The following is a 19356-nucleotide window of genomic DNA, read 5'->3' on the forward strand; positions in this document are numbered from 1 at the left end:
AAGCACGTTGCGCAATTTCGACGGCCTTCCTGGCCAACGCCACCGGCGACCGCGTCATCGCACGTGTGGTTTCCATGACGCATTGATGTAAACTGTTTTCCCATTGGAATCAATAGGGTTTCAACAAAGCCGGATGAACACAGATTGGAAAATAGTTGGTTGATGGCGTCGCTGGGCGAGCCCAGCGGCTAATTGATCGGAAAATTTATTTTGCATGATGCTGGGGTTATATTATCTGCGTTGATCTGATTCATCCGTGTTCATCTGCGTTTTCTGAATTTCAGTTCCGCACAGATGACTCACTTCCAAATTACAAACAGCACACCCTTTCCGTCGGACATCCAGGTGGGATCTTTCACTTGGCTGGGAAGCTTGCCTTCGAACGGTCGGGCAGGCGTGGGGCTTTCGGATGCGTCGAGCGCGTAAATGTCGTAAACCTTGCTCGGGCTGGCATACACGACAAGCGAATTGCTTGGCGCCCAATTGGGCGAACGACTGATGCCGTGCCCCTCCCATAACACGCGGGGCGTTTGCTGCTCTTTGTCAGCCTGCAAAATGCCCAGCGTGTGATCGGCGTTGCTGAAATAGACAATGGCAATTTGCTTGCCGTCGGGGGACCAGGCGGGCGTGCCGGTGATGTTGCGCTCCTCGTTGGTCAGTTGAATGTCGGAGGCGGCAAGGATGTCGTACACGTGCACCTGGCCGCCGACCAAATAGGCAATGCGGCCGCCATCGGGAGACCACCGACCGCCATCGGCTTCCAGCAGGCGTTGCCGTCCGCTGCCGTCGGCGTTCATCACGTACAATCCGGATTGAGTGTCGCTGCCGTTTCCACCGGCCACCGCAAAGCAAAGCTGTTTGCTGTCGGGCGACCAATTGGGCAATAAGCCCGCGCCCAAATCTTTGGGCGTTCCGCCTTCGCTGGGGACGATAAAAATATGATCGAGCGCCGGCGTCGGCTGCCCGTTCTCGTTAAAGCTTTTGGTGCTGTCGTAAACAATCCATTTGCCGTCGGGAGATTGCTGCGGCGAAGTGATCGATTCATCCGCGGCCATCGCCACGACCAATGCCGGCTTCTCGCCGTCGGCGGTTAGCCGATAGATTCCTTTGCTCAGCGATTCTGCATCGGCTCCCTGGGCAATGGCGGCGCCGCGACCAAGTAAACAAACGATCAAGAAACCACGGATGAACGTGGATGAAGCGGATGAACACGGTTCGGAAAAAACTGTACTCATTTCATGATCTCGCTTGTGCATGGCTCGTTTCAAATAATTGCTATTTGCATGATCCGCGGTTATCTGTTTCATTCGAGTTTATTTGTGGTTTCTAGACGTTACTTCTCTCCCAGGGCCGTATCGTCACTTGTTCAACTGGAACTCCGGCAGCATGAACAGGCACCACATGAAATCGCTCAGACTGTCGTCGGTGAGCGAGTCACCCAAAATTTGCCGCGCGGCGGCCAGTTCTTTTTCGCTTGGCTGGCGGCACAGTGCAGCCTTATACAGCGTTTGAACGGTGTCCTCCGGGGATAAATTCGGATGATCGTTCCGCCACTGCTGGGCACCATTTTCCACCAATTGTGCCATGCCGGGGCCATTGGTGAGGTCCAGGGCTTGCAGCGTGCTGAAATCGTCGGGGCGTGTGGTCACAACCTGATCGCGATTGGGCCGGCCCAGCGAACGCATCAGCAAATCGCTGGCTAATAACGAGGCGCGCGCCGGCTGATCGCCACGGTTTTCGAATTTTAACGCCGGAGGCTTGTCGTCTTTGGATGCTGATTTCCTTTTTTCTTCGACTTCCCGGGGAGCGGGGGGCGATGTTCCCGTGATTCGCCACACGGCATCTATAAATTGCTCGGCCGTCAGACGTCGGGCCAACGGCCCGCGGAAAGAAGGCGCATCGGTTCCTGTACTTGCCGCCGTCTCCACACACCGGGCCTGATAAATTTGCGACGTGGTGATGAGCCGCAAAGTTTTCTTCAGGTCGTAACCGCTGTCGACCAACTGGCAGGCGAGATAATCGAGCAGATCGGCACTCCAGGGGGCGCCGTCCATGGCGTCGACGGGATGGATAATGCCCCGGCCCAGCAGGCGCTGCCAGAGACGATTGACCAGCGTGCGCGGCAGCCGACCGTTGCGCGAATCGGTAATCAGCGCGGCCAATTGCTCCAGCCGCTGTTTGCGCGGGACGTTGGCATCGATGGCGCCCAACTCCGGGAAGATGAACGCCGGGGAAGCGGTTTTGCCCGTCGGCACGTCGCAGCGATACATCTCCAACGGCTTATCGGCAATGACCGAGGCCAGACCCCAGGAATCGGTCAGCTTCCATTCATCGATGAAGCTGTCGTGGCAGGAGGCGCATTTCAAGTTCACGCCTAAAAATACTTGTCCCACGTTTTGCGAAAATTGCAACTCCGGCGACTGAGCGGCGCTGACATTGCCGCGCCACTCGATGCCCTTGATAAAACCTTGTGATTCCGGCAACGGGGCGATCAGTTCGCGCACGAACTCGTCGTACGGCTTGTTTTGCAAGAGCGATGCATACAGCCACTGCGTAATTTGTTTGCGGCCGCCGTCAATGTACCCGGTGCCGGTGTAATCGTTCCGCAATAAGTCGTTCCAGAACGTCAGCCAATGATCGGCATAGGCGACATTGTTGGTGAGCAGTTGATCGACCAGCCATTCGCGCTTGTTCGGCGATTGATCGGCCAGGAATTCGTCCAATTGCTGCGGCGTGGGCAGCAGGCCAATTAAATCGAGATACACGCGGCGGGCGAAGGTGGCATCGCCAACCACCGGCGGAAACGACAAGCTCTGTTTGGCAAAATAAGCGTCAACAAACCGATCGATGGGATGTACACGCCCGGCCACGACCGGCGGCAGTTCCGGCGGCTTTAAATCCAACAAATCGTCGGCCCAAACGGCCGGCAACGCCAGCAACAGCAAGGGGATAGTTCGCAGCAGAAGACGCATTGTGGGCAAAAAAAGAAGTCGGGCGATAGTAGTTGCACCACACTCAAGCTGTTATTATGACATTGCTCCTGGGCAATTTACAACCTGTGTGAATGAGCGGTAGTGCGTCAGTCTAATCCTGGGAATTTTTTGAGCCGCGTTCATTCATCATACCCATGCCGAAGTTCACTTTCTTACCGTCAAGGCTCCACAATTTAACGATGCCCTCGCTGGTCTTTCCTTCGTCAACCAGCAATTGAACTTTTCGCATGATATTGGCCGCTATCTCAATTGCTTGTGATGGCCTCATTAAAATGTTGATACTTTTGGGGGTCTTGTGAATGCGGTAGCAACGGACAGGCAATTGGCCCTGGTTTTTGTGAATGGCGCGGGCTTTCGGCGGTAATTTCATTTTGGCTTCTCCAGTTGACGATTGCGGGGGAATGAGCCATTATTATTACATGCCTAAACGCTCAAGCAAGCCCCAGAAAGACACCCAGCAGCTAGCGCGCTCCGTTCTGGACCAAATTGTGCCGGACGCGGAGAAGCCGCCAGAGAAGAACCCGGCGGCGGTGGCGCTTGGCAGACTTGGCGGGCTGAAGGGTGGTAAAGCACGGGCGGAAAAACTTTCTGCTGCCCGTCGCAAGGCAATTGCGACAAAGGCCGCTGCGAAGCGATGGGCATTTAAACAGTAGACCGCCTCTTTACGAATAGCGGATATTTTTGGTCAGAAAAATTAAGCTGCTCGCGTTTAACTAGCCCTTCTTCGATTCCCTTCATTATCACGTATGGTTGCAAAAGCGGGTTGTCGAAGTGATACCGCCAGCGATACTCCCCTCCCATTCGTGACAGAACTTTGATGTCGCAGAATCGTTTCAGGTGCGACATAAACCGATCAGTCGTAAATTCACGTTTTTCAATGAGTGACAGCGGTTCGACTACGTCGTTTGGTTGGAAATATCCAAACTCGTCGCAGTCGGCCAATGCGCACGCCAATAACACCTGTTTGTGAAGGGTGTTTTTCTTAGTGCTGTATGTCGCCTCATCATATTTATGCCTAATCGACTCGTCAGTCTGGCCAATCGCTGCTTTTAGCGCTGCACTTACATTGTGCTTTGATACTGCTAGTTTTTGCTCATCAAGGGCATTTCGACCGGCATTCAATGCAAGCAAATGTGTGTAATGGGGAAGTCCACGAGAAAGCCCAGCGATTTCTTCAAGGGCGTCTTCTTTGATTGTCATGCTGACTTCTGAAAGCCCTTTTTGGACAATAGTAATTAACTCCTTAAATGGCATTCTGGGCAGATGCACTTGCGCTAGGCACCGTTCGATTGACCGATGGTCGTCGATTAGCCCGGTGACGTTCTCGGCAACTCCGATAAGGATAATTGTGACGAGCACTTCTCTGTCAGAGAATAATTTGATCGTGTCCGCCATCATCCGCCGTACATCAGGATTGCTCACTTTATCAAACTCGTCCAGGATTACATAAACGATGCCGTTGCGGGATAGAGGCTCCAGTCGCTTTCGCACATCCCGTGGCGTTACTGGATTATCGCTGTCCAGTACGTCTAGGTCGGAAAATTCATTGTCACTAGCATCGTCAGGTTCGTTCGGCGATTCGCCGTCACCTGTGCTGACAATATCTGCGTATTCTTCATTGATCTGGACAAACATTTCTCGCCAAAGTGACGAGAAGTCGTCGCTTGAATCACAGTTTATAAGGGGCGCAATGATTGGAGTATCTTCGATGGCCTTCAATCTCGTCTTGAGAACTTGCCCCAACGATGTCTTTCCAACGCCAGCTTCGCCGTAAAGCACGACGTGTTTACCTGGCTGATTTATGGCATCAACCACTTCCCTGATCTGCGTCGTTCGCCCTTGAAACAAGTCATCCTTCTTTATGGGGGATGAGGGCTTGAACATTTTCCCCAATTGCAAGGCAAGTGTTTGATAGTCTGGCTCTTGCGACGATTTTTGCTGGACCATTGCTATCGCTCCGTTTATCAACCAACATCATACAACATCATCAAATATTATCAAATAATTCATCCGACCGCAAGATATTGTGTTGACAATGCTTGAGCGGTCACGTATATTATGGGCATGAAACAACTCACCAAAGAACAACGCTGTGCCGTGATTCGTTGCCTTGTCGATGGTTGCTCGATTCGGGCAACCAAGCGGATTACTGGTGTTTCCTTCAACACCATCCAGAAGCTCACCCGCGACTTGGGCGAAGCCTGCTTGGAATTCCAAAATCAGGTTTTCCGCAATCTGACCTGCCAGCGCGTGCAGTGCGATGAAATCTGGAATTACTGCTACTGCAAAGATAAGAACATTCCCGACGAAATGCGCGGTGAAGCGGGCATCGGCAGCATGTGGACCTGGACCGGCATGTGCGCCGATACGAAACTGATTTTCGCGTGGCAGCTTGGCTCCCGCGATGCCGCCAATGCCTACCGGTTTATGTCGAGCGTTTCAGAGCGACTGGCAAACCGAATTCAATTGACGACCGACGGCAACCGGGTCTACTTGGATGCAGTCGAAAATTACTTCGGCAGCAAGATTGATTACGCCATGCTGATTAAATTGTACGGCAACGATGAGAAGCCAGAGAACCGCTACAGCCCTGGAAAGTGCCTGGGTGCGAAGAAGCAAGCTGTGATGGGCGAGCCGGACCCGGAATTCATTTCGACCAGTTATGCCGAACGTCAAAATCTCAATATCAGAATGCAAAACAGAAGATACACGAGGCTAACCAACGCTTTCAGCAAGAAAGCCGATATGCTGGCCTACAGCATCGCCATCATGTTCATGTATCATAACTTTGTGCGGATTCACCAAACCCTACGCAGCACGCCAGCGATGAAAGCCGGCGTCACAGACCATAAGTGGTCGATTGAGGAAATGGTCGATTTGCTGCCAATTTTGAGCTACAACACCCGGCCTAAAAAGGCAGGCTGATTAGACTGACGCACTACCGAATGAGCGGCGCCGTCTGAAATCGGCAATCGATTCGAAATAAGATAGCCCGCACTGCCCGCCAATTTCAAAAAAACACAACGAAGGTGCTACAATGTGTGGGAAAATCTCGGGAACGCTGCTGGCGATCATCCTGACAACGTTGATTGCTCCCAGAATTTTTGCGGACGACAAAGACGTTTTGCTGCAGGACAATTTTGCGACGCTCGACCCCGGTTGGTCAAATAACAGCAACGTTCTGCACGTCGACAAGAACCAGCTCATCATGCAACTGCCCAATAAGCAGGATACGTTCGATAGTTTATACAAGGCAAACGTGTTTGGTGATGCCGACATCAGCGTGGATGTGCAAATGATGAATGGGGGTGATGGAACCGAATATGCGGGCCCCATTTTTTGGGCCACGGATATAGACAACGAATATGTGGTCAGAATTGAAGAGGACGGACAGTTTAGCGTAGGACGATATTCCAACGGTAAGCTGCTGTTCCCTGTGACCTGGCGGGCCAACGACAGCATTAGTAAAGGACTGACCAAACCGACTACGATTCGCGTGGTGACTAAAGGCACGTCGGCGACCGTTTACGTCAACGGAAAGGAAGCGATTACGTTCAAGCGGCAGCCGCCCGACGGCGGCGGCTTCATCGGCGTCGAAGGGAGTGCGTCGGGCAAAAGCGCTTACGCCTGGGAATTTTCCAATCTGGTCGTCAAAAAGCCTGCTCCTTAAAACACCCGCCGCCAGCGGCTTCACGGTGGAGATGCTGGAGGAGCGATCATCTCCGCAACATGTTGGCAATCTCATGAAACTTCCCGAACTGCTGGAACACTGTCACGTAAAGGCCGGAAAAAAATTCCGGTTGAAAGATCACGATCCGTCCTGGGCAGGCGACCCGAAAATTGAAAAGGACGAGCGCAAAGAGTACGCCAAGGATTTGCTAACGGAGGATGTCTCTTCCTTGGCCGAGGCCCAGGGGGTGTTGTACGCCGCCAACACGTGGTCAATTTTGGTGGTGCTGCAAGCGATGGATGCGGCCGGCAAAGACGGCATTATCAAGCACGTGATGTCGGGCGTGAATCCGCAGGGCTGCCAAATTTTCAGCTTCAAGCAGCCGTCGGCCGAGGAACTGGACCATAATTTTTTGTGGCGCTGCATGGTGCGGTTGCCGGAGCGCGGAAAGATTGGAATTTTCAACCGCTCGTATTACGAAGACGTGCTGGTCGTGAAAGTGCATCCGGAGTTTTTGGCCGCCCAGCGCATTCCCGACGCCAAAATTGACAAAGATTTTTGGAACGGCCGGTACGAGGACATCAACTGCTTTGAACGGCATTTATCGCGCAACGGAACGAAGATCGTCAAGTTCTTTCTGAACATTTCCAAGGAAGAGCAGCGGAAGCGGTTTTTGGACCGCATCGACGAGAAAGACAAGCACTGGAAAATCTCGCCGTCCGACATTACGGAGCGCGAGCATTGGGACGAATACATGGACGCCTTCGAGCAGTGCATCGAAGCCACCAGCACCGATTGGGCGCCGTGGTACGTGATTCCGTCCAATCACAAATGGGTCAGCCGCGCCTTGGTAGCCAACATTTTAGTAAAGACCATCGAATCGCTGGGGCTGAAGTATCCGGAAGTGACCGCGGACAAAATGAAGGCCATTGAAGCGGCGAAAAAACAGTTGGAGAAGGAAAAAGACTAACGACCGGCCACAGGCTGCGGACCGCACTTTAGCTGCGCTGGCTGGCTCGCCGACGGCGACGAGGGAACCATGCAAAAGCGGGCGTGGTTAAAACCAGCAGCACGATCGACGCCGGCTCTGGAGCGGGGATGCCCGTGCCATGGTTGGCCGCAAGAAACTTTTCCAACGCCTGCACGTCGGCGCTGTTGAATTTGCCGTCGCCGTTGACGTCGCCGATGGCTGTCACTTGCGCAGCCGTCAGATTATAGGCCAACTCGTAAGCCGGTAAATTGGCCAGGGCGGCGATCATCGCCGAGACGTCGGAGGCGTTCACTTGCTGATCGCGATTCATATCGCCCGGCGGCACGACCACGTAATCGGCCACGACCGGCAGGTGGTCGGTATCGGTCGTCAGATCGTTCAAAATCGTGCTTCGATTGGAAAGATCTGGCAACGCCGTGTTGGAACTATCTGTTACAGCACCACCGTAGCCAACCGAGCCGTTGTTTCCAAACGGCGTGAGCGTATTGGCGACGAGCTGCGTTCCCGGCAATGTGACCGTGGGGCTGGTGACCAGCTGTAAATCGAAGCGGGCCGTTAGATCTGTCGCCGACTCGGATAGCAATGGCCAATAAACTGAATTGGCGGACTGAGAATTTTCGACGAAATTGTTCCCTGGATTGGCCGTGTCGATGGCCTGGCCGGGGGAAGGAGTGCTGTTGATCATCGTCTGGTATGCCGCCTCGCTGCTGCCTCCCGTCAAGTTATAATCTCCGGTGTATATGATGTGGGCGTTGGTTGGCAAATTCGAGGCGTCGCTGCGAATATCCTGCGCTTCAATGTTACGGCGAGTGGCATTACTGGAGCCTGAAGATGCTTTGGCATGGCTCACGTATAAATAGAAGTCGGTGTATGCAGCACCGCCCTTTGGTTGGAGTTCGTACCGGATTGGCGCACGGGCTTCTCCACTGCCACCCAGGTGGTTTGGGATGATGTCGGCAGGAGCCACCTCGGCGACCGTTTTCGTATTGTAAATCAAACCGCTGGGACCGTTGCCCGTGCTGTTTCCATCCGACGGGTCGATGGTGGTGTCGTAGTTATAGGTGCCGGCGCCATAGATAGAATTCAGTTGCCCGGTAATATAACTCAGCGTCTGAGAAATCGTTTCGCTGCCACCGCTGGTGGTGTAGTTCAGTTCCTCCAGAGCCAACACGTCGATGGGCTGGGCGTGGCCGACGGGATTGGATGGGGTGACTCCCAAATGCTCTTGGCCGATGGCTTGCAACACGGCGGTCAAACCGGGCCCTGCGTCCGGTCCACCCATGTCGCCCACAGCTCCGCCAGTGTCGGCATCGATGTTGTACGTTACAATTCGCAGCGTTTGACCGTGTGCCGTAACAGCAGTGGCGCTGCAAAACGAAAGGGCCAACAGAGCGTGAGTCAAAAGATGCGATTTCATACCATACGAAAAACCGCTCGGGAGTTGCCCATATCCCGATGCCTTTTTCGAACCTGTTCCAGAATGATGTTCAAATCGAAGTAGGCACCTGTTAACCTAGCAGTATACCATAAGAGTCGCAATCTTTTGCATTTATTTGCACGTAGGTGGAGCATCCCAAATGATGCTGGCCATGGGGGCGTTAATTTGGCCGCGCGCAGGGATGCGTTTCCATTACGCAGACCGGTCATGTAAAAAGCAACGAGTCTAATGACGTCGACCGACGCCGTTCGAGGCGAAATGAATGCCGCTCAACGCCGACGGCGAATCCGCCGTACGAAAGCGGGCATGGCAAGTGCGAGCAAAACCACTGATGCCGGCTCAGGAGCGGGGATGCCCGTGCCATGGTTGGCCGCAAGAAACTTTTCCAACGCCTGCACGTCGGCGCTGTTGAATTTGCCGTCGCCGTTGACGTCGCCGATCAACGTAACCTGTTGAGCGGAGAGCCCCGTGGTCGCTTCATAAGCGGAAAGATTGTTCAAGGCGGTGATCATGGCCATAATGTCGGAGGCGTTCACTTGCTGATCGCGATTCATATCGCCCGGCGGCACGACCACGTAATCGGCCACGACCGGCAGGTGGTCGGTATCGGTTGTTAGATAGTTTAGAATGGTGCTTTTATTCGATAGATCGGACAGGGCCGTGCTGGTGGTCACCGATTTTCCGTAGGTTACCGCACTGGGGCCATTTCCAAACGGCGTCAGGGTATTGGTCACCAGTTGCACCCCCGGCAACGTGATGGTCGGACTGGTCACTAGCTGCAAGTCATCACGATAATCCAGCTTTTTTGCCGTCTCGGAGAGCAGTGGCCAATACTGAGATGCACTGGAGCTGTCAGTCCAGCTATTGTCCGGATCAGCCGTGTCGATGGCATTCCCTGGCGATGCGCTGCTGTAGGCAATCAACGTTTGATAAGTTTGCTCGGAGCTGTCATTGATATTCCAATCTCCGGTGTAAACGATGTGGGCAGTCTCCAGGCTGCTGTTCAGACTGTTGTTCAGGCTTTTGGCATTGGCACGAACATCTTGTGCTTCGACATTGCGCCGCATGGCACTAGTCGTGGGATCGGAGCCATCCGATTTTGCGTGATCAACATAGACGTAGAAATCAGTATACGCAGGACCGGCAACACCGTTGACCAGGGGCGCCAGCTTAAACCGCATTGGCTCACGTGCCTCACCATTACTGCCGAAATTGGTGTTGATGAGTGAGACCCCAAGATCGGCCACCGTTTTGGTGTTGTAAATGAGCCCGCTGGGACCGCCGCCGGTGCTGCCCGTGGTGGGATCGACCGTGCTAGCATCTGCCACAGCATATTGGGCAACGTTGCTTAGGCCGATGCTTTGATAATAGGAATTGAGTTGATTGACGATAAAGGTCTCAGTAAGTGGCACGCTTGAGCCATTGGAATCCAACTCTTCCAAAGCCAGCACATCGAGCGGCTGGGCATGACCGGTATTGGATCCATTGGGTCCCAGGTGCTCTTGGCCAATGGCTTCCAAAACGGGGATCAGGCCCGGACCAGCGTCGGTACCGCCCATTTGGCCAGTCTGGCCACCGGTATCGGCATCCAGGTTGTAGGTTGCAATTCGCAGTGTTTGGCCCTGGGCCGTAACCGCAGCGGATGCGCAGAAAAACGAAAAGGCTAACAGGGAGAGAGTCAGAAGATGCGATTTCATACCAAACGAAAAACCGCTCGGAGTTGCCTAGATCCCGAGGCCATTGCCGAACCTGTTCCAGAATGATGTTCAAATCGAAGCTCAAGTATCTTTTAACTTAACAGCAGGCTACATGGGCCGCAATCCATTTTACCCTAGTGAAATAAAACTGATCGACTAGCCGATCATTTCGGGGGATGGCGACAAACCAATCTCCCTACGATAGAAGGGGTTTGATTGCGATCAGGCGGCTTTAATGCAACCAGGCTTTGCGAATGTGTTTGGCGCTGCAGGTAGACGCAAGCTAACAAAAAACTGCCAATTCGTTGGCGCTCATCGCCAATCGCCGCTGAGTTCGAAGGCCGCCCAATAAAACGGAGGCAGGCGTTTTTGGGCGTCGGCCGGCACGTCGTCGATAGCCAGGCCCCGGTGCACGCCTTCGCGCATCATTTTCAATTGGGCTTCACGCAATGCCTCAACGCGGCTCATTTTCTTTTCCCATAAGTTCTCGTAAAAATCGACCATCAGGTTGCGCGAGGCGTCGTCGCTGACTTTCCACAGCGTGGCCACCGTGGAGCGCGCCCCGGCCACTTGAAAGGCGCGCTGCATGCCGAGCAATCCTTCGCCGCCGGCCGTTTGGCCCAGGCCGGTTTCGCAGGCCGATAAGGTCACCAGTTCGACATGGCTTAAGTCGAGCGACGAAACTTCCAACGCGGTCAAAATGCCGTTGTCCTGATTCGGCTCCGGAGGCAGATTCGCCCCAGCCAGCACCAGGCCCGAAAGCAAGCCGGGGTGGTAACCAGAAATTTGATTTTCCTGGCGAACCGTGGGAACGGAAACGGCGGGCTGTTGCTCGACCAGCGGTTTGCGGGTCAGTTCGTAGTCAGCGATATCGCCACCGGCCGCCGGCTGTACGCGCAGGCGGACTTTGGTGCCTACCGGTCCGCGCACTAGGTTGATGACCTGTACTAGGCTTTTTCCGTCCAACAGCACGAAGTCTTCGTTGCCGGAGGCGACGGCCAGAATTTGATCTTCCGGCTTCAATCGACCGTCCAGTGCGGCCGGACTGCCGGCCATCACTTCAGTCACTTTAATTTTGTTGTCGTCCAGCCGTAAGCTGGCCCCCAGGCCGACGATTTGGGAAGACGAATTCGCGGCGGCCACTTTCACCGGCGACGGGGCCGCGTGACCGAAGCCCTTCTCCAGCGGCGCCGACAGGACGGACTTCAGATCTTCGGGAGCAAAAAATCCGTGCGTGGCAAAGTGCAAATACGCATAGTGCGGCGCGTCATCACGGACATTGGTTTTGGTGGCTTCCGCTTTGCGCAACACTTTCACTTTGGCGTCGGGATGCGTTTGATCGAAAGAATCGCGAACCGCCAAAATTTCCGGTCGCGTGCCGTCCAAACTGGGCCACGCCTTGGACACGCCCGACCGAATTGCCGGCAAGTCGGGCGTGGCTTGGGCCAACGCCGAATCAGCGGGTTTGCCCGCCGCGGCACTGAAATCGACATCGCCCACCAGCAGCAACGGTCCGGCGGCGGCTTGAGGCGGGGCCGAGGTCATCAGTTCCGGCAACATTTGCGGCACGGGCACGGTGGCGATGGCGTAATCTTCCAGCAAGTACGCCCCGTCTTTGTCGCCGGGCAGCGCCGACCAAGGAATTTGATTCAGCGATCCGTCGGGCGAGACGAGGACGGTGTGGACGCTGTCCAGGCGCTTTTCCAACGGTTCCCACACCAAGCGCCGGAGGATAACGCCGGGCTGTTCCTCGGCCGCTTTGCCGGCGATTTGTCCGCAATGCACTTCGCGCCACTGCTGGACCGCGGCATCGATGGGGCCGATCAACCCCAAATCGATCAGGGCCACCGGCCGATCCGCGCGGATGACAAAGGCGGCCAGTCGCTGTTCCCAATGGGTTTTGATTTTGCCGCCGGATTGTTTTTCGTCCACACGGCGATTGAACTGCAACAGATCGATCAGGGCGACATCGGTGGGCAAGCATTTGGCCAGATCGTCGGGGGTGAGCCTGGCTTGCGACCGAAGTCGCTGAAAGTCGGCGCTGGTGCTGCTGAACTGCTCTTCCAACGTTTCTTTTTGATGAGTGAGCTTGACCAGATTTTCGCGCCAAGCATCGCGCTGTTGCGGATCTGGAACGGACAAACTGGCCGTCGCCAATTGGGTGGACACCGCTTCCAATTGGTCCCACATTTTTTGCTCCTGCGGATTGTCAGAATGGTGGGCCAGGCGTTCCATCCGTTGTCGCATCAGCACGGAACCTTTCCAAGCCAACATTTGGGCGTACACCGCAGTAGGCAACTGGTCGAGGGAAATTTCGTTCGTGCTGGAACCGCCCGCGACGTTCGATCCTGCGGTGGAAGTGGGAGCTTTGGCAGGTGTGTCGCTGGATGCCGCGTTGCCGGTGGATCCATTAGCACGGTCCTTTGTCTGGGGGTTGGCGGCAGCCAGAAGCGCGCACGATACAAACGTATCCAAGTAAAAGCGGCTGGTTTTGATGTACAACAATTGTTGCCGCTCCGATTGCACGGCGGAGGTCAGTTCCAAATGCCGCATGGTTAGTTCCGCGGCTCGCTGAAAGAGCGGCAGCGCCTGGGCGAAATTGCCCAAGTTGCGGTACGAGGTGGCCAAATTATTGAGGCACAGAACGTAGTCAGGATGCAATTCGCCCAACACCTCCTTGTAAATATCACTGGACTGCTGGTGCAGCGACACGGACTGGTCGTAATCGCCTTGCGAGAAGTACATGAGGCCTAGATTGTCTAAGGTTGCGGCATAGGAGACGGTTTTATCCCCCTGAACTTCCTTTTTGATGGCCAGCGATTGCCGAAACAGGGGCTCCGCTTTGGCGTAATCAGCCTTATTGCTGTACAACAGCGCCAAATTGTTGAGGCTGATGGCATAGATAGGATGCTTTTCTCCCAACACTTCCTTGCGAATCGCCAGCGCCTGCCGATAGAGCGGTTCGGCTTTCGCATAATCGCGCATGGAAAAATACATTCCGGCCAGATTGTCGATCATGACGGCGTAGGCGGCGTTCTTTTCCCCCTGGGCGTCCTTGCAAATGGCCATCGCTTGCTTATACAGTGGTTCCGCTTGGGCATAATCTCCCATGTCGCAGTACAGGTCGGCCAGATTGCTGAGATTGGAGGCATAGTCCGGACTTTTTTCGCCCAGCGTTTCCAAATAAATTTGGCCGGCTTGCCGCAGGAGCGGTTCGGCCTGGACGTAATCTCCCTTTTCGCTGTAGGTCAAAGCCAGATTGTTGAGCGTGGTGGCGTAGTCCGCGCTTTTTTCGCCCAGCACTGCCTTGCGAATTTCCAACGCTTGCCGATAGACTTGTTCCGCCTTGGAGAATTTCTCCTCGACACGATAAAGATTTCCCAAATTGACGAGGTTGGAAGCGTACGTGGCGTTGTTTTCGCCGAGCACTTGCTTGCGAATTTCCAGCGCTTGCAGATAGAGCGGCTCGGCTTGGGAGTAATTTCCCATCGTCTTGTACAGCACGGCCATATTATTGAGGCTGGTGGCGTAGTCGGGATGTTTTGTCCCTAGGACTTTTTCGCGAATTTTCAAGGCGCGCTGGTAGAGAGGCTCCGCTTGGGAGTATTTGCCCTGGTCGTAATACAAATTCGCCAGCGTGTTGGCGGTGGAGGCGACCGTCAGATGATCGGGGCCATTGGCTTTTTCCTGGAGCCGCAGCGCGTCGGCATAGTCGGAAGCCGCTTGGTCGTACTGTTTTTTTTCCCGGTAGGCGTCGCCCCGGTTGATGTAAGACTCCGCGTCGTCGGGCGCTAGGCGTATGGCTTGGGCAAAATCGGCAAACGCGTCGTCCCACTGGTCGATCTTCCGCCGAGATACGGCGCGATTGGCATAGTATTGCGCGTTTTTTGGATCGAGCCGAATGGCTTCGGTGAAGTCGGCAATCGCCTGCGCGTACGCTTTTTGAGCGAAATAGGCGTTGCCACGGGAGTTATAGCGTTCCGGATTGTTCGGCTCCAGGCGAATGGCTTGGGCGTAATCGGCCAGGGCGTCGTCCCACTTGTCGGTCAGCCGGAGAGAATTGGCGCGGTTGAGCAAATACTGCGCGTTCTTTGGATCGAGCCGGATGGCTTGGCTGTAGTCGGCAATTGCTTTGTCGTAGTTGCCTTTGTTGAAGTAGGCGACTCCACGAAGGTTATAGCGATCAGCATTGTTGGGATCCAAACGAATGGCTTGGGCATAATCGGCCAGCGCTTCGTCCCACTGGTTGAGCTGCCGGCGGGTGAGGGCCCGATTCGCATAGTATTGCGCATTGCTGGAGTCGAGCCGCAGGGCTTGGGTAAAGTCGTCGGCCGCCTTGTCGTACTGCCGCTGAGTGTAATAAGCGTTGCCACGCGCGTTGTAACGCCAGGCGGTTTTGGAATCGAGTTCGATGGCCTGATCGTAATCGGCAAAGGCCAGCCCCCACTCTCCGGCGCTTTTGTAGGCATTGGCCCGATTGCTGAAATACTGGGCGATTTTCGGATTGATTTCGATGGCCGTCGACAGGTCCGCGATGGCCTTGCCGTTATCGTGCTTCGCTAGAAAGATATTCCCGCGGCGGCTATAACCGTCCGCTTGATCGGGCTCCAGGCGAACGACTTCCGACATATCGGCAAGCGCCTGGTCGTACCGTTGGTTTTTGTAATGCACTTCCGCGCGCGCCCGCAACGCCTCGGTCGATTGCGAATCGACGGCCAGGGCCGCATCGCAATCGGCCAGGGCCGCTTCGTCGCGGTTTAGCACCCGGAACGTATTGGCCCGACCGACCAAGGCAGGAACGCTTTTGGAATCGAGCTCCAACGCCGAGTTAAAATCACTGAGCGCATCTTGGTAACGCCCCTTGAGGCGGAACGTTTCCGCGCGTTTGACGTAGGCCTCGGGGCTGTCGAATTTCGACAGTGGGGGCGAGTTGGCCTTGCCGGCATCCGCTTTGCCGCCGTCGGGTTGTGCCTGAGTTTGCGCGCCGGAAGTGGTCGCCGGCGGCAATTGTGGCGGGGGCGATTGCGGCGATTCTGACTTTGCCGACTCTGGTTGCGGCGATTGAGGTTGTGTTTGGCCTGCCGCCGATGGTTGCGAAGCGGCCGGCTGCTGGGCCGCTGTCGACCTGACCGATGGGCCCAATACAGTCCAGTACAGGCCGCACAGACCCAAGAGCAGACGCCATTTCAGCCGGCTCACCATGGGCTTCCTACAAAGCGCAACGCAAATCGAAGTAATCGCCTGAGAAAATGTGTCGTCTAAGAATTCGTCGGACCGGGGTCTTTACGCCGCAGGCACGACTAGCTTTTTAGTATACCACCCTGCATACAGGCCGCAAATCGCGGCATTTCAGGGAGAAGGAGTGCTATCGCAGCCCACGGTCGGCGCATCGGGAAGCCACCCGGAAATATCTTGGCAGTAGAAGTCGGCCAGCGCCTGGTACAGCTCCGGATGCCGATCGCGCATGGCATGCGGCCGCTCGAAAAAACACTCGCTGGCGACGGCAAAAAACTCGGCCCGGTTGGTCGCGCCATATTGATCCAACAGCGTCACGTCGCCGCGCGCTGTCTCACGCGCCAACCGCTCGAATTCTTCCTCGGTAACGCGATACCAGTTGCGCCCTTTTTCGCGGTCGTTAATGGGCGGCGTGCCATCGACATCGCCATCGAGGCCGTCGACATGATGGGCGAACTCATGAATCACCAAATTGCTCCCTGGGCGGCGCTTTGCTGGCTCCACAATTTCCGCCCACGACAAAATCACCGGCCCCCGATGCCACGCTTCGCCGCTCCGCGGAGCGAGAGGAACATACTGCGGATAAATATCGAACTGGCTGCGATGCGGCAAATATGCAGTGGGATAAACAATGATGGTTTTCAGCCGGTCGAAGTAATACGGCTCGGGCAGCCCCAGCGTCATCACGCCCGCATACCCGGCGATGGTGACTTTCATTTCTTCGGTCACTGTGAAACCACCGCCGCCGCCGGCCCAGTCTTTTTCCGCGACCAGAACCTGTACGAAGCCTTCCAGCCGCGAGCGCTGCCGGGCATCGAGATATTGAAAATGTCGCACGTGTTGGCGCAACATCCCGTCCCACTGAGGCGGAAAGGGCTGCAGCAGGAGTTGTTGCCGACGACGTGCACGGCTCCAGAGGATGGACATAGCCAGCAGCGCTCCCTCGCTCGGGAGTGAAATTAAGCCGAATGCTGAAAGGGGCTTTGAGCCCCGGATTCAGCCTGTCCGGAAAAAATTTATGGCCGAAGTGAAGTACTGTCGAGCCCAATTGTGGTGCCGGAACTCCCTGCGGTCAGTCCTAAGGACCGTGATGAATGAAACGAAGCCGCTTTCGTTGCTTGGAAGTCCAAAGCGCCGCGCTAGTCTCATAACTAGGACACCGCAGCTTTCTTCAATTATGAACATGGCCGAGGCGGGACTCGAACCCGCACGTCCGTAACCGGACAAAGGATTTTAAGTCCTTTGCGTCTGCCATTCCGCCACTCGGCCTTTTATGATTATTTTGCCATTTTCACCTTGTCGTTCACAGATAAATATCACACAATTCACTGGGAGGCTTGGTCTGATGGGAAGAAAAGCGAAAACGCCTTGGTTTTGGGCACAGGCAGGCGAGTATTGTACGACAGTTCACGGCCGGCGGTACAGGCTGGGCCCGGACAAAAAGGCCGCGGATAAGAAGTTTCATGCACTGCTCGCCGCGCCCGATGAGCGTGTCCCCTCGAATACCGTGCGGGCGATCATTGATCTGTTTCTCGATTGGACCGAAAAACACCGTGAAGAATTGACGTATGTCTGGTACAGAAATCACTTGCAAAGCTTCGTAGATAGCCTTCCACGGTTGTTCTCTGTCGAACGACTGAAGCCGCACCACATCGAATCGTGGGTTGATTCCCACGAATGGGGACCGAGCTATCGACGTGGAGCCATGACGGCAGTAGCTAGAGTCTTCAATTGGGCGAGGAAGAAAGGACATATCGAGCGGGATCCAATCTACAGAATGCTCGAAAAACCCCCCGCGGACAAACGGGAAATTGTTCTCTCGCCAAAGGAATATAACCTGGTTCTGCAATACGTTAAAGGGGATTTCCGCGATCTTGTCGTCACCGCATGGGAGACAGGTTGCAGACCCCAAGAGGTTCGCATGGTAGAGGGTCGGCACGTTGACTTGGCGAATGGTCGGTGGATATTTCCGGTGAAGGAATCCAAAGGAAAGAAGACTCAACGTATCGTATATCTCTCGGATTCGGCGCTGGCGATTACCAAACGACGAATGTTGCGACATCCAACTGGACCAATTTTCCGTCGGTCGGGCGAGCCATGGACACGGTACGACTCCTCCCAATACTTCCGGCGTCTGAAGAATAAAGTTGGCGTGCATTATCGGCTCTATGACTTCCGGCACAGCTTCATTACAAATGGTCTCAAGAGAGGTGTTGATCCGATCACGATGGCGACCCTGGTTGGTCACACGTCCTTGAAGATGATCCACGAGTGCTATTCGCACGTTTCGCAAGACGCGATGCATATGCGAAAAGCGGCGATGAAAGCTATCGCAAGTGCTTAAGTTTGACTGGTCGCGCTTTCTCCGGCCATTCTTTCGGCCGCCTTCCATGACGGCCGCTGTCTATAAATGCCTTCACATCCTCCGGCATTACGCGCAGCCCGGCACCACCGGCTCCGACCGAGACAGAGGGGAGCCTGCCACTCTCTAGTAGCGCATAAACATTGGAAAGTGAGCAGCTTAGCAGTTCGGCTACTTGTTTTGGTCGAAGTAGATTCATGACTCTTAAATTTTTTATAAGAGGACGCAAATGTCGCAATCGACTATTTCCTTTGAAGATTGCGGAACTCACCGTCAGCCTAGCGGTTCATGATCACAAATCGATCACACATGCGTCGTTTACCTGTGATACTTTCGTCTATTTCGCCTTTAAAAACCCATCGCAGCGTGACCTGCGGCGAATTGATTCTGTGCGCCCAGAACGCGCCGATGGCTATCAGTGCTTCCGAGACGACCCTCGGAGAGAACGCTGCTGAAAACGATACAGCCGCCACGCTGCAAACGATGTTGACGGTTGGAATGCGTAAAGATCTATCGATGGCAACACTTGTAACGTCACGCCTTAAATAGACTATTTTTGAAAACTCTCGCAGTGGGTGTATCGGTATTGACCCCGCCACAGAAGGAATGCAACCATGGTCGCAATCGGCAGAGAATCAGCCGAACGAACCGATTTGATAGAATTGGAATGGCGGCTCTATAACCATCGACATGGGGTCACGGATGACCAGTCGAATTATGCCAGTACGGCACGATCGTGCCAACGCGACGGAAACGTCTTTCATCACATGGGTGGGTCAGCACGCTGAAGCTGACGAAACAGCATGTCCGTTCTGCGATGTAGTTGGTAATGACCCCTTCCCGATTTCAGTACCAGTGTCTGTGAGAGAATCGGTTAGGGTTTAGTTCGCGTGTTGAGTCGGAGGGAAGGGCGTAGCCCTGACCGGAGACTCAACACGCGGCGCGGCTGGGAACGCCCCAGCCTGTCGAT

The 19356-nt window shown here is 54.9% G+C and carries 14 protein-coding genes and 1 tRNA gene; 6 read left to right on the plus strand and 9 right to left on the minus strand.

The window, feature by feature from the left end; translation table 11 throughout:
* Positions 1 to 299 precede the first annotated feature (299 nt).
* From VMJ32_00005 to VMJ32_00015, 3 genes are all read right to left on the minus strand, one after another.
* Complete coding sequence (locus tag VMJ32_00005) at positions 300 to 1235, minus strand: hypothetical protein (GenBank protein ID HTQ37379.1); 936 nt, start codon at positions 1233 to 1235, stop codon at positions 300 to 302.
* 123 nt (positions 1236 to 1358) lie between these two features.
* Positions 1359 to 2972 (minus strand): DUF1549 domain-containing protein, encoded by a 1614-nt coding sequence (locus VMJ32_00010; protein HTQ37380.1) that lies wholly within the window; start codon positions 2970 to 2972, stop codon positions 1359 to 1361.
* Between the two features lie 112 nt (positions 2973 to 3084).
* Positions 3085 to 3363, minus strand: a complete 279-nt coding sequence (locus tag VMJ32_00015) for a hypothetical protein (protein HTQ37381.1) — start codon at positions 3361 to 3363, stop codon at positions 3085 to 3087.
* A gap of 31 nt (positions 3364 to 3394) precedes the next feature.
* On the opposite strand from VMJ32_00015, the gene VMJ32_00020 reads away from it, so the two are divergent.
* Complete coding sequence (locus VMJ32_00020; protein HTQ37382.1) at positions 3395 to 3646, plus strand: hypothetical protein; 252 nt, start codon at positions 3395 to 3397, stop codon at positions 3644 to 3646.
* Here VMJ32_00020 and VMJ32_00025 read toward each other — a convergent pair.
* Entirely contained in the window at positions 3636 to 4940 is a 1305-nt protein-coding gene (locus VMJ32_00025; protein ID HTQ37383.1) for an AAA family ATPase, read from the minus strand. The two genes, VMJ32_00020 and VMJ32_00025, sit on opposite strands and share 11 nt — an antisense overlap.
* 117 nt (positions 4941 to 5057) lie before the next feature.
* Here VMJ32_00025 and VMJ32_00030 point away from each other — a divergent pair, with 117 nt between their 5' ends.
* From VMJ32_00030 to VMJ32_00040, 3 genes are all read left to right on the plus strand, one after another.
* Positions 5058 to 5918: an IS1 family transposase gene (locus VMJ32_00030; protein ID HTQ37384.1), complete on the plus strand. Its 861-nt coding sequence runs from the start codon at positions 5058 to 5060 to the stop codon at positions 5916 to 5918.
* Positions 5919 to 6030: 112 nt separating this feature from the next.
* On the plus strand, positions 6031 to 6663 hold the full coding sequence (locus tag VMJ32_00035) for a family 16 glycoside hydrolase (GenBank protein HTQ37385.1): 633 nt from the start codon (positions 6031 to 6033) through the stop codon (positions 6661 to 6663).
* A 73-nt stretch (positions 6664 to 6736) separates the two neighbouring features.
* Positions 6737 to 7633: a polyphosphate kinase 2 family protein gene (locus tag VMJ32_00040; GenBank protein ID HTQ37386.1), complete on the plus strand. Its 897-nt coding sequence runs from the start codon at positions 6737 to 6739 to the stop codon at positions 7631 to 7633.
* A 28-nt stretch (positions 7634 to 7661) separates the two neighbouring features.
* On the opposite strand, the gene VMJ32_00045 is transcribed toward VMJ32_00040, so the two are convergent.
* The 5 genes from VMJ32_00045 to VMJ32_00065 all read right to left on the minus strand — a co-directional run bounded on the left by VMJ32_00045 (position 7662) and on the right by VMJ32_00065 (position 17293).
* Positions 7662 to 9071 carry a dockerin type I repeat-containing protein gene (locus VMJ32_00045; GenBank protein ID HTQ37387.1) on the minus strand — a complete coding sequence of 470 codons (1410 nt, stop codon included), beginning with the start codon at positions 9069 to 9071 and terminating at the stop codon, positions 7662 to 7664.
* 290 nt (positions 9072 to 9361) lie between these two features.
* Positions 9362 to 10789 (minus strand): dockerin type I domain-containing protein, encoded by a 1428-nt coding sequence (locus VMJ32_00050; GenBank protein ID HTQ37388.1) that lies wholly within the window; start codon positions 10787 to 10789, stop codon positions 9362 to 9364.
* A 312-nt stretch (positions 10790 to 11101) separates the two neighbouring features.
* Entirely contained in the window at positions 11102 to 15988 is a 4887-nt protein-coding gene (locus VMJ32_00055; protein HTQ37389.1) for a tetratricopeptide repeat protein, read from the minus strand.
* A 150-nt stretch (positions 15989 to 16138) separates the two neighbouring features.
* Positions 16139 to 16951 (minus strand): M90 family metallopeptidase, encoded by an 813-nt coding sequence (locus VMJ32_00060; GenBank protein ID HTQ37390.1) that lies wholly within the window; start codon positions 16949 to 16951, stop codon positions 16139 to 16141.
* 257 nt (positions 16952 to 17208) lie between these two features.
* Positions 17209 to 17293, minus strand: a tRNA-Leu gene (locus VMJ32_00065).
* A gap of 4 nt (positions 17294 to 17297) precedes the next feature.
* On the opposite strand from VMJ32_00065, the gene VMJ32_00070 reads away from it, so the two are divergent.
* Together VMJ32_00070 and VMJ32_00075 are read left to right on the plus strand one after the other, a co-directional pair.
* Positions 17298 to 18368, plus strand: a complete 1071-nt coding sequence (locus VMJ32_00070) for a tyrosine-type recombinase/integrase (protein HTQ37391.1) — start codon at positions 17298 to 17300, stop codon at positions 18366 to 18368.
* 327 nt (positions 18369 to 18695) lie between these two features.
* Positions 18696 to 18935 carry a hypothetical protein gene (locus VMJ32_00075; GenBank protein HTQ37392.1) on the plus strand — a complete coding sequence of 80 codons (240 nt, stop codon included), beginning with the start codon at positions 18696 to 18698 and terminating at the stop codon, positions 18933 to 18935.
* Positions 18936 to 19356: the final 421 nt, after the last annotated feature.

The organism is Pirellulales bacterium (genome assembly GCA_035499655.1).
GTDB lineage: Bacteria > Planctomycetota > Planctomycetia > Pirellulales > JADZDJ01 > DATJYL01.